A 15,335-nucleotide genomic window follows, 5' to 3' on the forward strand; every position below is an offset into this window, starting at 1 on the left:
AAATTATAATTAAAACTTATGGAAATAAAATCATCATCCTGCACCAGCGCGGCACAATCGGCGAGCAAAAAAGGTGCAGCCCACTTTGATGAATGAATTAGCGTCGAGAACAGGCTTGATGACGGGGGTTAACCCGTCACTGCCATATCGCCTCGCGAACTTTAATCGCTCGGGGTAACAGCCCCAAAGCGTAAAAGCGATCGGCTATCGCCTGCTGCTGTCGAATGATGTTTAAATCCATGCGGCGTGTCTGATGGCTACGACGAGCCAGAGCGTGGGTGAGCGAGGAGATACCTTGCCCCAATTCGGTCGACAATAGCGTTGCCGCTTCGTCGCGATGGGCGTCAATATAGCGCCCGGTTTGTTCCAACGCCGCCATCAGTCCGTGCAGTAAATCGGAAGAGTGGCCGGCGAAATCGCGATGAGCAAGATAGAACTGATGGTTGCTGACCCGCCCTACGCCGTTGGCGATGACCCTGAACTGCCCGCTTTGTTCGGCATCGCTCAGCAAGGGATCCCACATCATCCAGGCATCTACCGCATGATGATCGCTGGGGGTCAGCGGGTATTTCGGCGGCGCATACACCACCCGTACGTCTTCCAGCGTCAATCCGGCTTCATCAAGGATCTGCAACAGCAGATAATGCACATTGGAGCCTTTATTGACCGCAATCCGCTTTCCGCGCAGGTCGGCAAGCGTGCGGATCGGGCTGTCGTCGGTGACCAGCAACGCCACGCTTTGCGGTGCTGCCGGTTCCCAGGCAACGTACAGCAATGGACTGTTGCCGGCCTGAGCAAATAAAGGAGGCACCTCGCCGGTGGTGCCAAAATCGATCTCTCGGTTAGTCAGGGCATGCAGTAATTGAGGACCGGCAGGAAACTCGCTCCACAATACGCTCACCCCACTGTCGGCCAGGCGCGCCTCCAGCGACTGACGGGCCTTGAGTATTCCCAGGTTGCCAAACTTCTGGTAACCAATACGCAGTTCGCGTTCGCGACCGCCGGTCTCCCGCTCAGATTTTAACGCCGTGCCGCCGGTGCTTCTCCTGGCTTTGATTAAGCCAAGATGCCCCAGATGGGTACGCAGCGTATTGCGGCTGATCCCCAACAGCGCCGCGGCCTGCAACTGGTTACCCTGGCTCAGTTCAAAAGCATTGCGCACCAGCGAGTCGATCACCCGCTGGTAGATCGTGCCATCGTTACCCGCCAACTGCTGGCGCAGGAAACTGTCCAGCGAATCATCCCCCGCAGGCGGCAAGCCGGATATTCCAGCGCTTAGCCTCAACTGCTGCGGCGTAATCAATGGCGCTTTGCTGAGCAGCACTGCATTATGCAGGGTGTTTTCCAGCTCGCGGATATTCCCCGGCCACGGGTAATCCATCAGCGTGGCCAGCGCCTCTGCGCTGAGACGCAGCTGAGGGCGCCCCAACCGCCGCGCGTACAGCGTCAGGAAATGCTCAGCCAACAGTGGAATATCCTGCCGCCGCTGGCGCAAAGGAGGCAGAGTCACGGCGGCCACGTTAAGCCGGTAGTAAAGATCTTCACGAAAGCGACGTTCGTGGATGGCATTAGCCAGGTCAACATGGGTGGCGGCCACAACGCGGACGTTCACTTTTACCGGCCGGTGGGAACCCACCCGGGTCACTTCCCGTTCTTGCAATACGCGCAGCAGCTTTACCTGTAGCGGCAGGCTTAACTCACCGATTTCATCCAGCAGCAAGGTGCCCCCTTCTGCCGCCTCGAACCACCCCTGGTGGCGATCCACCGCCCCGGTGAAGGCACCTTTCTCGTGTCCAAACAGTTCCGATTCGGCAAGGCTCTCCGTCAGCGCCCCACAGTTCACCGCCAGAAAGGGACGATCGCGCCTTAGGCTGTGATGGTGCAGATAACGAGCCACCACCTCCTTACCCGTGCCGGTTTCGCCCACGATAAGCACGGTGGCGTCCGTCGGGGCCAGCCGATCCAGAACGTTCTGGAAGGCAAGAGAAGCGGGATCAATTAACCGGGGGCCGGAGCTTTGCATCGTCGATACCTTTAAGAGAGCAGTACAGAAACAATACCGACAGGGGGCGGACAAGACGAGAGGCTCAACCACCGCCTTGCTGCAAATGCAACAGCCCGCCATCAGTCACTGCTGCATTTGCAGCAAAACCGCCCACGGCAAAAATCGCTAACTCATTAATAAATAAAAACAAAAAAACCTCATCATTTTGGCATGCTTTCTGCTTGGTTGTTTATAACCAAGCATGGAAATTCTATTGAATAAATTAAGATATCGTTATATAGGAAATGGATAATGAGCGAACAGCAGGCGCACAACATCAACGTATTCTGGTTCTTACCGACCCACGGCGACGGGCGCTATCTAGGCACGACCGAGGGCGGAAGAGCGGTAGATCTGCCTTATTTGCAACAGGTTGCGCTGGCGGCGGACAACCTTGGCTATTACGGCGTGCTGATCCCAACCGGCAAAAGCTGTGAGGACTCCTGGCTGGTCGCTGCCGCACTCGCCCCCCTCACCAAGCGTCTTCGCTATCTGGTCGCCGTGCGCCCTGGATTGCAGCCCCCGAGCCTTGCCGCGCGGATGGCCGCCACGTTGGATCGCCTTTCGGAGGGCCGCCTGTTAATCAACGTGGTTACCGGTGGCGATCCCGTCGAGAACAAAGGCGATGGGATCTTCCTCAGTCACGCCGAGCGCTATCGGGTCACGCGCGAATTTCTGGAGGTCTATTCCCGCCTGCTGAAAGGCGAAAAGGTCGATTTTCAGGGCGAATACTTGCGGGTGGAAGGCGCTGAAGTGCTGTTTCCGCCGGTGCAGGAAAACGGGCCGCCGCTATTTTTTGGCGGCTCGTCAGAGGAAGCGCTGGAGGTGGCGGCGAGCCAGATCGACACCTATCTCACCTGGGGCGAACCGGTTGAGCAGGTGGCGGAGAAAATTGCCGTGGTGCGTCAGCGCGCACAGGAGCGCGGACGCACGCTGGACTACGGCATTCGCCTGCACGTCATTGTTCGGGAAACGGAAGAGCAAGCCTGGGCTGCCGCCGACAAACTGATTGCCCATTTGGATGATGACACCATCGCCGCCGCACAGAAAATTTTCTCGCGTATGGACTCGACCGGACAGGCCCGCATGAGCGCACTGCACGGCGGCTCGAAGGACAGCTTGCGCATCGCCCCAAACTTATGGGCAGGCGTGGGGCTGGTGCGCGGCGGCGCAGGTACCGCGCTGGTCGGCAATCCACAACAGGTTGCCGACCGCATCCGTGAATATCAGGCATTGGGGATCACTAATTTTATTTTCTCGGGTTATCCGCATCTGGAAGAGGCTCACCGGTTTGCCGAACTGGTGATGCCGCTGTTGCCACTGGCGGGCAACGTCGAAAAACGCCAGCGCACGGTCAACACCGGGCCATTTGGAGAAACCATCGGTGGCGATCGTCGTCCGGTGAAAAAGTGAAACTGAGGAGAAAACCATGAGCAATGAACCGATCAAGTTCGCCTACTGGGTCCCTAACGTCTCGGGTGGCCTGGTGATCAGCCAAATCCCTCAGCGTACCAGCTGGGATGCAAACTATAACCGCAAGCTGGCGCAAATTGCCGAGCGCGCCGGGTTTGACTATGCCCTGACGCAGATCCGCTTTACCGCCGGCTATGGCGCAGATAATCAACATGAGTCGGTGACATTTTCACAGGACCTGCTGGGAGCGACGGAGAAGCTCAAGGTCATCGCCGCCCTGTTGCCGGGCCCATGGAACCCAACGCTCGCCGCCAAACAGATTGCCACCATCAGCCATCTGTCCAACGCGCGTATTGCGGTCAATATCGTCAGCGGCTGGTTCCGGGGCGAATTCAAGGCCATCGGCGAACCCTGGCTCGATCACGAGGAGCGCTACCTGCGTTCGGAAGAGTTCATTCGCTGCCTGCAGGGCATCTGGCAGCAGGACAGTTTCACTTTTGCCGGTGATTTTTATCGCTTCCGCGACTATTCGCTGAAACCGAAACCGCTGGATCCGCAACCGGAGATTTTCCAGGGCGGCAGTTCAAGAGCCGCACGGGATATGGCCGCGCGCGTGTCCGACTGGTACTTCACCAACGGCAACACCCCGGAAGGCATTCGTCAGCAGGTTGAAGATATCCAGCTAAAAGCCGCTGAAAACCAACACAGGGTCAGGATCGGCGTCAATGGCTTCGTCATTGCCCGCCAAACGGAGCAGGAAGCGCAAAGCGTACTGCGTGATATTCTGGATCATGCGAATCCGGATGCGGTGAAAGGGTTCCAGTCTGAGGTGAAAAATGCCGGTAGCGCCTCCCCTGAAGGGGAAGGTAACTGGGCGAAATCGACGCTGGAGGATTTGGTGCAATATAACGATGGCTTCAAAACAAACCTGATTGGCACCCCGCAGCAGATAGCGGAGCGGATCATCGAACTCAAGCAGGCCGGCGTGGACCTGATGCTGCTGGGCTTCCTGCATTTTCAGGAAGAGGTGGAGTTCTTTGGTCGCGAAGTGATCCCGCGGGTTCGCGAGCTGGAACGCCAGCAGCAACCGGTGTTAAGTCATGGCTGATCGGCAGATTGTCATCATTGGCGGTGGCTTTAGCGGTACCGCGCTGGCTATTCATCTGGCGCGGTTGGGCAGCGCCGGCCTGAAGGTGATCGTGATCGAGCCTCGCGCCCAGTTGGCTCAGGGCGTGGCTTATAGCACGGTCGACCCGGCGCATCGCATTAACGTCCCTGCCGCCCGTATGCAGCTTTCCGCCGCAGAAGAAGGCGATTTCGATCGCTGGCTGAGGGCGGAGGGAGGCCTCAAACAGGATGACAAAGCGCTCTGGACGGATGGCAGCCTTTATCCGCAACGGGGACGGTTCGCCGCCTATATCCTCGATAAGCTGGCCGCCGCGCTGGAAACATCGCCGGTACAGGTCATTCATGTTCAGGATTATGCCGTGGCGCTGAAAAATGCAGAGGTGCTGACGGCCTCCGGGGATAAATATCACGCGGATCAGGTGGTGCTGGCCATCAGCCACCCTCCCCCTGCCGTACCAAGACAACTACAGCAGGTGCTGCAAGACCATCCTGGCCTGATCGCCAACCCATGGCAGACAGATGCCTTGAGCGGGGTGGAGAAGAGTGCGCGGGTGGCTATCATCGGTTCCGGGTTAACCATGTCCGACGTGGTGGCCTCGCTTTACCGTCAGGGGCACCGTGGGCCGATCCTGGCATTCTCGCGCCGCGGCCAGCTTCCCCGGCCAAATCTGACCGGTGAGTCCCCGCCCCGCCCGCTTGACTATCGGCGTCCACAGGCGGAAAGCGCCCGTGCCTGGCTGCGACGGGTTCGACAGGAGGTGGCGCAGGCTGCCCTGGAAGGCCTGCCCTGGCAAGGAGTACTGGATGACATCCGGCTGAACGGACAGCAGATTTGGCAACGGCTTTCGCTGAAAGAACAGCAACGCTTTCTGCGCCATCTGCGCCCATGGTGGGACGTGCACCGTTATCGCATCGCACCGCAGGTCAGCGAGGTGTTGTCCCTATTACAGCAGAATGGGCGTCTTAAGGTCCTGGCCGCCAGCCTTAAGCAGGTTGCGACAGACAAAGAAACGATCATTCTGACGCTGAAGGCCCGTGGTCAAGCCGCCACGGAAACCCTGCGGGTGGATAAACTGATCGTCACTACCGGCCCAGCGCACGGTGCGTTGCTCAAGAGCGATGCGCTGTTGAAGCAGCTCGCAGCGGAAGGGGCTATCCAGCCCGATCCGCTGGCGCTGGGAATTTGGGTTGATGCTCACTCGCGAACGATTAATCGCCAGGGGAAAAGTAACGATGGTCTCTACGTGGCAGGCCCCGCCGCCCGCGGACGCTTCGGTGAACTGATGGGATTGCCGCAGGTGGCGCAACACGCAGAATCGCTGGCGCAGCAATTGCTCTGTGGTTCGCCAATCAGCCCTGCGGGCTGAAGCCTTTGGCAAAGTGCTCTGTTGTTTAATGGTAGGGGCGCTGCATGCTGCGCCCAATAGCATAATCAATGAATTAAATCGGGTCGAACATGTTCGACCCCTACCGGTTTAGCCTTTTCGAGCGTTTGTCAGCAGTCTGAGCCCTGTTTGGGTTTGGCTGCACCGCCATTAAAATAGAATCATGATTAATAATCACCAGAAAAAATAAAGACGCTCCGTTACAAACCTTAAGTTATTCCGCCGCGAGGAATTGCTTTCACTTTACTGCAGGGCTTTGGATAATAGATCTCAGGCCAGATCATGTTATCTGTATGTTTCAACTAAAAACGAAAAGTTAAAAACAAAGATAATATAGCCCTTAGAAACCGCCCCCAATTAATCACTAAAGTTTTACCGTAATCTGCCGAAAACAAACAGCACTTCTCGCGGCAAAAGCGTGTTATTTGCCGCACTGGCACCTCACTGAAATCTCAGGTTGTACTATGTTTGAACGATTAAAAATCTCCCACGGGCTAATGGGGATTTTAACCCTATTCTGTATTATTCAGATATTCTCCGGCGCGTGGAGCATTCTGGACGCTTCAGGTACCAATACCCGCCTTACACAAATCTCCTCCGGCTTTAATCAAATCATGGCAATGGATAATGCCTACGCTTCCGTTACCGAGATCCGTGAAGAAGTGCTTAAAGATGCTCTGATGCTCAGCACGCAGCCACAAAGCAACGAGGCGAAAAAATCCCTTGGCGAACTTCGCCAACGCCTGGTGGACGTTGATAAGCTGATGGAGAAATTTTATCAACTGTCGCTTGCTGACCAGGATGAGCAAGCGCGTACCAACAACGTCAAAACTCTGTATGAAAAAGCGCGTGGCGATCTGCTTAAATTGATTGTCAGCCTGGAAGATGGCGATATCCCCCGTTTCCAGTCAATTATGCACAATAGCTCAGCAACGCATTTCATGTCTGCGCTCGACGATACTTCTGCCTACGTTGCCAACGATATTATTACGCCTGCGGCCGCTGCGGCCCAGGCCAGCTATCGCCAAATGGTGCCTTTATCGCTGACGTTTATTTTTATCTTTATCTTGCTGACTGGCGCGGTATTGGTCTGGATCAGAAAACATGTGATAAACAAAATAAATCAGATTATCGACCATCAAGCAGAAATAGCGCACGGAAATTTAGCGATTGAAATTAATGCCAATGGGAATAATGAAATTGGCAAGCTGATGCAAGGTCTTTGCAATATGCGCGATGAGCTGGCTAATACCGTCAGCGCCGTCCGTGCAGGCACGCAAAACATTTATACCGGCGTGCAGGAAATTGCCGCGGGTAACAACGACCTCTCAAGCCGCACGGAAGAACAGGCAAGCTCGCTGGAAGAAACGGCGGCCAGCATGGAGCAACTGTCGGCTACGGTGAAAAACAACGCAGAGAGCGCCGGTGCAGCTACCTCGTTAGTGAAAAGCGCTTCGCAAAGTGCCATCAACGGCGGTGAGATTACGCGTAAAATGGTCGTCACCATGAGCGATATCGCCGACAGCTCACGTAAAATTGGTGATATCACCAGCGTCATCGACGGTATCGCCTTCCAGACCAATATTTTGGCCCTGAATGCGGCGGTGGAAGCCGCGCGTGCGGGTGAACAAGGCCGTGGATTTGCCGTGGTCGCCGGTGAGGTTCGCAACCTTGCACAGCGCAGCGCTCAGGCTGCAAAAGAGATTAAAACGCTGATTGATACGTCGGTGCTGCGCGTCAGTCAGGGCAACGATCTGGTGGAGAACGTTAACGGCGCCATGACGGAGATTGTTACCGCCATCGGTCAGGTGACAGAAACCATGCAGGAGATCTCAAGCGCTTCAGAAGAGCAAAGCCGTGGCATCGCTCAGATTGCGCAGGCGGTTAACGAAATGGATAAGGTGACCCAGCAAAACGCCGCGCTGGTTGAACAATCGGCCTCTGCCGCCAGTGCGCTGGAAGATCAGGCCAATCACCTGAACCAAACCGTCGCCGTTTTCAAACTCTCCACGTCCGCGCCAGCCGCGATTAATGTCCGGCCGCAGGTGATTACCGCACCGAAAGGACCAACGGTTGCCGATGATGACGCTGAGAATTGGAGTCGTTTTTAAGGGCTGAATAAAAGCCAGGCTTGATATTGGTTTAGATCGCAGAAATAACAACGCCAACAGGATGTTGGCGTTGAGAAGCGGGTTTCATCAATGGTGGCGTAATTTATGCGCCGCGCAGGCGTTGCGCCAACCCTTTGAGGAAATAACGCAGCATCTGATCGCCGCACGGACGGAAGTTTTTGGTGCCTTCTTTGCGGAACAGCGCACTCAGCTCCGGCTTGGAAATGCGGAAATCAACGGCGGTGAAAATCTGATGCATGTCGGTATCTTTCAACTCGAACGCCACGCGCAGCTTTTTCAACACCAGGTTGTTAGTGATCGGCAGTTCCACTTCCGGCGCCGGGAACTTGTCGTCCTTGCCGCGCTTGAAAAACACCAGACCGTTCAGGAAGTGAGCCATCACTTCGTCCGGGCACTTCTCGAAACCTGGCTCACCTTCTTTGATGACGTAAGTGCCCATCGCCGAGACCGCAACGTCAAAATTATCCAGTTTGATAATCTCGACCATTTTCGCGTCGTTAATACCCAGCATGTAGCGCACGCTGCGCAGCACGTCATTGTTGATCATAGAATTGCCTTTAGCTTGTAAACCGGAAGGCGTGCTCGCGTTGTTAAATGAAATGAGTGCCGCACGCCTTGAATATGTGCGGCAGTATAAGGATCAGTGCGGGGTTTCTCAATCGATTTGGCCTTTGGGCTCTTAAACTAAAATGGCGCCGGGCAATCAACCCGGCGCCATTAACCAGCTTGCTACAGGTTATTCAGCCATCCGCTCCAACCCCACCGACGTGAGGCAATAGCTCTGCTGCTTGCCCTTTTCAGCCAGACGGACATGCTGCATCTCGTTGGTGATAATCAGACGGTTATCCGGTTCCTCATGCCGCAGTTGAATCACCTCGCCGCCGTAGCCTGAAATGGGCAACACCACCGAACGAGCCTGTTGCTCCTGGCTACCCACTACCTCATCGCTATACAGTACGTTTCCTTCCGCATCCGTGTAGCTAACGGCCGCATAAACATCCGTGAAGTAATGATGTGCAATCCCTGCCTCAATCGACAGGGTGCAAGTTTTCTTCACCAAATCGACCGTACCGGTCAGGAACTGACGATCGCCAATGCCTTTGCCGGCAAGGGTAAAGGCATTGCCCAAGAGGTCTCCCGGCCGGGTATTGTGAGCCGGAATGCAGTCCTGATAGCTTGCCGATAACTGTTCGCGCTGTGGGCTATCGAAGGTATTGATCGCCAGATAGATATCGTCTTTAAACTCACTGAACGGCGCTAAATACGCCTGACGGTAGCCGCGCAAACGCTGAACGGCTGACTCAAGCCGGACCAACAAAGCCGCCTCAGGACTGCCTGACAGCGCTTCGTTTTTCAACCCGGCCCGGGTGATCGACAACAGATTGGTTTTATTCTTTACATCAATGATATCTGGAGAGGCCGGGGTCACCCGTACGCGTCCCGGTTCCACATGATAGATTTCAATTTTGTCGCCAACGGCAAGAGGCAACTCGTCATGGCTCAGGCTTGCGGCGGTACCCTGGATATCCTTGCTGAAGAGCACCGCATTTTGTGCATTGCGCAGGGTGATTTTGGCATAGGTCTCACCGGGGAAATAAGAGTGCGGCTCCTTGCTGGTAACGTCAATCACCACTTTGCCCCTGCCATGATCGGCCACAACCGTGGCGAAAACGGCATCGCTCAGCCCCAACAGGTTAATTTCCTGCGAGACGATCGGCGACGCGGCTTTTTTAACGAAGCCGAGCTTCAGCGCGTTATCACCCTGTTTCAGCACCAGGTACCCCTGGGCCAACTGATACTTGCGGTCTTTACCGGTAGGCAGCCGCAGGGTATAAACGCCAATCGGCAGATCTTTCAACACCATTGTTGGGCTGCTAATCCGCACTGTGCGAACGTATCGGGCTCCTTCCAGCAGGATCAGATCTTCGCCGTAAATCTGGGCGAAATCGTCAATGTCAAAGCTCAGGGTAACGCTGCCTTTCAGGCCGGTGGCCTTCAACTGGGCTGAATCCACCAGACGCAGGGTAGAGTCCAGCTTCAACTGTGTTTTCACCGTTTCAAGATCCTGCGCCGCAACCAATTGATAGAGAGGATAAACCGCTTTCGCATGGCTAAAGGCATGACGCTTCTGCTGGTCTGGCGTGACGTAGCCGCCAACCAGTTGGATAAATGGCGTAACGTCAACTTGCCCGCCGGAGACCGCAAAACTTTCGCTCAGCATATCCAGCAGCGCATGTTCGGAAGGAACAAAGCCCGGGGTATTGCAACTTTTACGGTATTGCTGGTTGAAGTGGGTGAAGGCATTTTTTCCCGCCTTATCCACCATCAGAACGGCAAAATAGAGTTTGGAACGCAGGTCCCATTGGTTAAGCGGAGTGGCTTTGGCGATAAAATCGACAATGACCTTCTCCACGCCGGCCATATCGCCATGCGCATACAACCAGCCTTCTTGATATTTGCGCGCCCCCAGCATCACATCCTGATAACAGGCAGCATAGATATTGTTCCACATCTCACCGGTAGCGAAGTATTTATCGCCCATAAAATGGCCCTGATACCCATGGGCAATTTCATGCAGGCTTCCCCAGTTATTGTCTTTCGGGGTCAGCCAGAAACTGCTGACAGAATTACTGGTTTCCGCTGTCCAACGGCCACCGTAATAAGCCGCTCCGGCGCCATTTTTGTCGGCCTTAATAAAGTAGCGGTTTTTAATATTAAGATCCGAAGCATGCTCAGCCTCGAATGACACCCCCGCCAGCGCATTATAGAAAGTGAAAATGCGATCGTAATAGGCGATCAGACCGTCGATATTTTTAGCTTCGCCCAGCGCCTTCAGCTCTTTTTTGCTGATTTTTGGCACCAGCAGCGCCGCGTAGTCGGACTCGACAAATGCAAATTCCGCATCCTGGTTATCCCAGCGGGCGAAGAACGCCGTTTCGTTTTCGCCTTTACGGTAGACCGGCAAGATTTTCGACGTGTCCGGGTACTCAACCTCCACGACGGGCGCCCCAGCCACATAAGGCGTGTCGATAAACGGCACGGATACGGCCTTCACGCTGGCCTCAACCCAACTGCTGCCGATAGTGAATTCGGCCTCGGTTTTGCTGTCGTCGTTCAGCAAGCGCAGCTTCAGCTTGCCGCTAAAGGCCGCATTGGTCTGGCGAACTCGCACCACTTGGCCGGCGGCGAGAATAATCCCCAGATGTTGACGATCGTGGTCGATCCCTTTGCTCATGCCCGCCGCATCTAACCAAACGGGTCGCGTCAAAGTATAAAGTGATTTTGATTTAGTGATAGTTGGCATCCTGCATTCCTCAAGGTTATTTTGTCCTCTAACAGACCTGGATAAAATAATTAAGAATGCGCTTATGCACTAACTGATAGCGATTACTGAAGTACCACACAACACATCGAGCAGCGAGGGGGGAAAACACCATCAAAATAAAAAGGCGCAACGGTGACATTGCGCCTTAATCATAATTACCTGGCTATTTATATGCTGCGTTAATCCTGTCAGGGGATAACGCAGCATCAGAAGCCGAATATGCCCAACCGCCTGTGGAACAGCGTCGGTTATTAATCGATTTGGCTTTTCTGCTGATACAACGGAATGTCTTCGCCGATAATGTATTTATTGCGCAGAATCGACGACACCTTATCCATGATCATCACCACAACCACCAGGATCAGGGTGATAAACATCACGACGTCCCAATTCCACAGCCGCATGTTTTCCGCATACACCAACCCTATGCCGCCGGCCCCCACAAAGCCCAGCACCGCCGCCGAGCGGGTGTTGGATTCAATCTGGTAGAGGCTTAACGCCAGAAAGGTCGGGAAGGACTGGGTGAAGATGCCGTAGCGGTGCTTTTGCAGACCGTTGGCCCCCACGGCCGTCAGGCCACGGCTCGGGGATTTATCGACCGCCTCGTGCCCTTCCGCATACAGTTTGCCCAGCAGCCCAACGTCCTGCATCACGATCGCCAGCACCCCGGCCAGCGGCCCCATGCCAACCGCGCGGACAAAAATAAGCCCCCAGATCGCCATATCGATGCCGCGAAAAATATCTAAAAACCGCCGTACCACCACCGATATGGGCCGCAACAGCGGCGTTGACATCACGTTGCGCGCAGCGAAAAACGACAGCGGCAAGGCGATCAACGAAGCGGTAATGGTCCCGGCAAACACGATGCCGATGGTGATGAAAATCTGCTGGAAATAGTACATGAACGGCCAGTTGACGAAATCATGCCAGACGAACATGCGCATAAAATAGCGGCCAAGCTGATGGCACCCGTTAACGAACTGCGGCCAGGAGATGCCGAAAAACTGGAAGAAGAACAGGTAATACAGCGCGATCGCTACCGCGATAATGCCGACGGTGCGCAGGTAGCGGCGCTGCTGCGAGAATATCTCCGGATGCTGCTGCTTGAGCGCCTGCAGCCCTTCCGCCGTGAGCGTTGGTCCCGTGATCATTTTTTCCCCTCCACGACCCGTTTACGCAGTTCGCCTGAGGCATAATCCAGCAGCGAAACCACCAGAATAATCAGCAGCAGCGTCATGCTGACCTGGTCATAGCGATCGAGTTTGATATTGGTCATCAGCTCCTGGCCGATACCGCCCGCCCCCACCAGCCCCAAAATGGTCGACTGACGGAAGTTGATTTCCAGGCGCATAAAGCTGTACGACAAGAAGACCGGTTTTACCTGAGGCCACAGGCCAAACCGCATGCGCTGCAGCGGCGTTGCGCCACAGGCCGCCAACCCACGTACCGGCTTGTTGGACGAGGTTTCGATCGATTCATAGAACAGCTTGGTCAGGCTGCCGATGGTGTGCAGCGCCAGGGCTAAAAAGCCCGGAATGGCACCGATGCCAAACGCCATCACGAACATGACCGCCCAAGCCAGCTCCGGCATGGTGCGCAAAAACGCCACCAGCGTCCGGATTGCCAACCGCAACGACGCCGGGCTGTGGGTATTGTTGGCCGCCAGGAATGCCAGCGCCCCCGCCACCAGCACCGAAAGAATGGTCGCCGCCAGCGCCAGCTGCAGCGTTTCCCAAATCAACGGCAGTTGGATATTCAACCGATAACCCCAGTAGGCCAAAGAGCCTTCGGTTCGGCCATCGGCGAACAGCAGATTCCAATGCAGGGTGGGGATGGTTTCCGCCAGATAATCAAAGAAGTGAGGAATGGAGACCCACACGGTGTGCAGGTTAAACTCGGCAATGTTGCCGGCGCCCAGGTAGAGCGCCACCAGACCGAGCGACCAAAACAGCGTCTCGCGCTTTTGCTTGCTGCGGATCTGTTGGTAGTAGTGCGCAAAATCTGTATTCAAAATAGGTTTCCGACGAGAGGAATTCAGCGGGGCTCGGCCAGGCCGAGCCCCGTCAGCATTAACGGTCGCCTTTGGTCAGCTCACGTTTCATATCGATGATGTTCTGGTATTCCGCCAGAGTGGTGTCACCGATGTGCTGTTTACCGCCCATGGCCTTGATGAAGCACTGGTGATCGTCCTTATCCAGCTTCTTGATGGCCGTCACGACCTTGGCTTTGAAATCAGCCGGCAGCGAGTTGCTCACCAGGATTGGGCCATTCGGGATCAGCGGCGACTGCCAGATAATGCGCAGCTGTTTCATCAGATCAGGATGGTCCATGCGGATCATGCGGTTGAACGCGCCGCTGGTATAGCCGGTGTTGTAGTCGCCGATCATCGACGCCCAGGTCACCGCGCCTTCGAACTGACCGTTCAGCACGCCAAGGATGTCCTGCTCATGGCCACCGGAGAAGGTCACGCTGGAGAAGGCGTTGTTGTATTTGTTGTCTACCGTGCCGCCGAACAGTTTCTTGAATTCCTGGTTCGGGATCAGGAAACCGGAAGTGGAATCCGGATCGGCGAAGCCGATGGCCTTGCCCTTCAGATCTTCCAGCTTTTTATACGGGCTGCCGGCTTTGACCACCACCACGGAGTGATAACCGCGAGATTGGTCAACGTCGTCAATCGCGATGCCGACGATATCTACCGCTTTCGGATCCTTGATATAGACCGAGGCAAACGACGATGGCGACATGCTCAACACCAGATCGATTTTGCCGCCCAGCAGGCCCTGGATCACGCCAGAATAGTCAGACGAGTTGCGCAGCTTGGTGTCCACGTTCAGTTCCTTGTCCAGGAACTGCTTCACGCACTGGTTGTCGCCGATTTGCTGGGTGGCGTTTTGTCCGCCGAGAATGCCCAGGTTCAGTTCTTTAGGTGCATCCGCTGCGGCAGCATTAAATACCATCATCGCGCCGGCCATCACTGTGGTCAGACTCAATACTTTTTTCATTACAATGCCTTGTGTGTGTAAAGGTAAAAGTGAAGATAAAGGTTCTGGTGGTTAATGGATCTGATTGGCTTCCTCGCCGTACAGCTGGTGCAGTATCCGTTCGTTCAATTGCGAAGGGTGTCCGTCAAACACGATCTTGCCCTGTGCAATGCCGATCACCCGGGTGCAATACTCTTTTACCAACTCGACCGAGTGCAGGTTCACCATCACTGCGATGTCGTTTTCGCTGACTTTTTGCAGCGCATCCATGATGCGACGGGTATTTTTCGGATCGAGCGACGCCACCGGCTCATCGGCCAGCAGGATTTTGGGGTTTTGCATCAGCGCCCGGCAGATCGCCACTCGCTGCATCTGACCGCCCGACAGGTTTTCGGCGCGCTGCAGGGCATGCGGCAGCATATTGAGCCATTGCAACAGCTCGATAGCACGGGCGCGGTCGGTATCGTCAAACAGTTTGAAGAAGGATTTCAGGGTAGAGGTGTGGCTCAGTCGCCCCAACAGCACGTTGGTCATCACGTCCAGCCGTGGTACCAGGCAGAAGTCCTGGAAGATCATGCCGCAGCGGGCACGCCATTGCCGCATCTGACGAGGGGAAAGCTGCGCGATATCCTGAGCTACGCCGTCATCCTCAAAGTGCAGCATCTCGCCACAGCTCGAAGGAATGGTGCCGTTCAGGGTATGCAGCAAGGTGGATTTGCCGGCGCCGGAACGCCCGATCACCGCCACGAATTCACCGACGTGCAGGTCGAAGTTGATGTCATCCAGCACGCGATGCTGAGATTTATACGCTTTTCCCAAACCTTTAACCGATAACACTTTTCGTAGTTGAACCGGTTGCTGCCCTGGAAAATCGGTTGGTGCCAGTTTTAACAGTGCCTGAGCCATATGATTTCTCTGGTTTCAGTG

The 15,335-nt window shown here is 55.3% G+C and carries 11 protein-coding genes; 4 read left to right on the forward strand and 7 right to left on the reverse strand.

Annotation, left to right across the window (positions count from 1 at the left end):
* Positions 1–136 precede the first annotated feature (136 nt).
* Positions 137–2,023: a sigma-54-dependent Fis family transcriptional regulator gene (locus H5P17_RS03330; RefSeq protein ID WP_182821237.1), complete on the reverse strand. Its 1,887-nt coding sequence runs from the start codon at positions 2,021–2,023 to the stop codon at positions 137–139.
* A 273-nt stretch (positions 2,024–2,296) separates the two neighbouring features.
* Between H5P17_RS03330 and ssuD the strand changes: the two genes are divergently transcribed.
* From ssuD to H5P17_RS03350, 4 genes are all read left to right on the forward strand, one after another.
* Positions 2,297–3,457: an FMNH2-dependent alkanesulfonate monooxygenase gene (gene ssuD, locus H5P17_RS03335; protein ID WP_182821238.1), complete on the forward strand. Its 1,161-nt coding sequence runs from the start codon at positions 2,297–2,299 to the stop codon at positions 3,455–3,457.
* 16 nt (positions 3,458–3,473) lie between these two features.
* Positions 3,474–4,565, forward strand: coding sequence for a dimethylsulfone monooxygenase SfnG (gene sfnG, locus H5P17_RS03340; RefSeq protein WP_044549117.1), 1,092 nt, complete (start codon positions 3,474–3,476; stop codon positions 4,563–4,565).
* Complete coding sequence (locus H5P17_RS03345; protein WP_182821240.1) at positions 4,558–5,952, forward strand: FAD/NAD(P)-binding protein; 1,395 nt, start codon at positions 4,558–4,560, stop codon at positions 5,950–5,952. The genes sfnG and H5P17_RS03345 overlap by 8 nt, the downstream gene beginning before the upstream one ends.
* A gap of 482 nt (positions 5,953–6,434) precedes the next feature.
* Positions 6,435–8,081 (forward strand): methyl-accepting chemotaxis protein, encoded by a 1,647-nt coding sequence (locus tag H5P17_RS03350; RefSeq protein ID WP_044549114.1) that lies wholly within the window; start codon positions 6,435–6,437, stop codon positions 8,079–8,081.
* Between the two features lie 103 nt (positions 8,082–8,184).
* On the opposite strand, the gene H5P17_RS03355 is transcribed toward H5P17_RS03350, so the two are convergent.
* The 6 genes from H5P17_RS03355 to phnC all read right to left on the reverse strand — a co-directional run bounded on the left by H5P17_RS03355 (position 8,185) and on the right by phnC (position 15,314).
* The gene (locus H5P17_RS03355; protein WP_044549113.1) at positions 8,185–8,649 is read right to left on the reverse strand and encodes a DUF1456 family protein; all 465 of its coding nucleotides are present in this window, start codon (positions 8,647–8,649) and stop codon (positions 8,185–8,187) included.
* Between the two features lie 189 nt (positions 8,650–8,838).
* Positions 8,839–11,406 (reverse strand): putative mucin/carbohydrate-binding domain-containing protein, encoded by a 2,568-nt coding sequence (locus tag H5P17_RS03360; protein ID WP_182821242.1) that lies wholly within the window; start codon positions 11,404–11,406, stop codon positions 8,839–8,841.
* Between the two features lie 272 nt (positions 11,407–11,678).
* Positions 11,679–12,578: a phosphonate ABC transporter, permease protein PhnE gene (gene phnE, locus H5P17_RS03365; protein WP_182821243.1), complete on the reverse strand. Its 900-nt coding sequence runs from the start codon at positions 12,576–12,578 to the stop codon at positions 11,679–11,681.
* Entirely contained in the window at positions 12,575–13,438 is an 864-nt protein-coding gene (gene phnE / locus H5P17_RS03370; protein ID WP_044549108.1) for a phosphonate ABC transporter, permease protein PhnE, read from the reverse strand. Before phnE (H5P17_RS03370) ends, phnE (H5P17_RS03365) begins: the two co-directional genes overlap by 4 nt.
* Before the next feature lie 58 nt (positions 13,439–13,496).
* Positions 13,497–14,429, reverse strand: coding sequence for a phosphonate ABC transporter substrate-binding protein (gene phnD, locus H5P17_RS03375; protein WP_020825829.1), 933 nt, complete (start codon positions 14,427–14,429; stop codon positions 13,497–13,499).
* A 51-nt stretch (positions 14,430–14,480) separates the two neighbouring features.
* Positions 14,481–15,314, reverse strand: a complete 834-nt coding sequence (gene phnC, locus H5P17_RS03380; protein WP_182821245.1) for a phosphonate ABC transporter ATP-binding protein — start codon at positions 15,312–15,314, stop codon at positions 14,481–14,483.
* Between the last annotated feature and the right edge of the window lie 21 nt (positions 15,315–15,335).

Source organism: Serratia sp. OS31, from assembly GCF_014164835.1.
Taxonomy (GTDB): domain Bacteria; phylum Pseudomonadota; class Gammaproteobacteria; order Enterobacterales; family Enterobacteriaceae; genus Serratia; species Serratia liquefaciens_A.

Bases quoted from the DNA above. Each gene is read 5' to 3' on its own strand.
- H5P17_RS03330 (WP_182821237.1), bottom strand. From the start codon at position 2,023: ATGCAAAGCTCCGGCCCCCGGTTAATTGATCCCGCTTCTCTTGCCTTC.
- ssuD (WP_182821238.1), top strand. From the start codon at position 2,297: ATGAGCGAACAGCAGGCGCACAACATCAACGTATTCTGGTTCTTACCG.
- sfnG (WP_044549117.1), top strand. From the start codon at position 3,474: ATGAGCAATGAACCGATCAAGTTCGCCTACTGGGTCCCTAACGTCTCG.
- H5P17_RS03345 (WP_182821240.1), top strand. From the start codon at position 4,558: ATGGCTGATCGGCAGATTGTCATCATTGGCGGTGGCTTTAGCGGTACC.
- H5P17_RS03350 (WP_044549114.1), top strand. From the start codon at position 6,435: ATGTTTGAACGATTAAAAATCTCCCACGGGCTAATGGGGATTTTAACC.
- H5P17_RS03355 (WP_044549113.1), bottom strand. From the start codon at position 8,649: ATGATCAACAATGACGTGCTGCGCAGCGTGCGCTACATGCTGGGTATT.
- H5P17_RS03360 (WP_182821242.1), bottom strand. From the start codon at position 11,406: ATGCCAACTATCACTAAATCAAAATCACTTTATACTTTGACGCGACCC.
- phnE (WP_182821243.1), bottom strand. From the start codon at position 12,578: ATGATCACGGGACCAACGCTCACGGCGGAAGGGCTGCAGGCGCTCAAG.
- phnD (WP_020825829.1), bottom strand. From the start codon at position 14,429: ATGAAAAAAGTATTGAGTCTGACCACAGTGATGGCCGGCGCGATGATG.
- phnC (WP_182821245.1), bottom strand. From the start codon at position 15,314: ATGGCTCAGGCACTGTTAAAACTGGCACCAACCGATTTTCCAGGGCAG.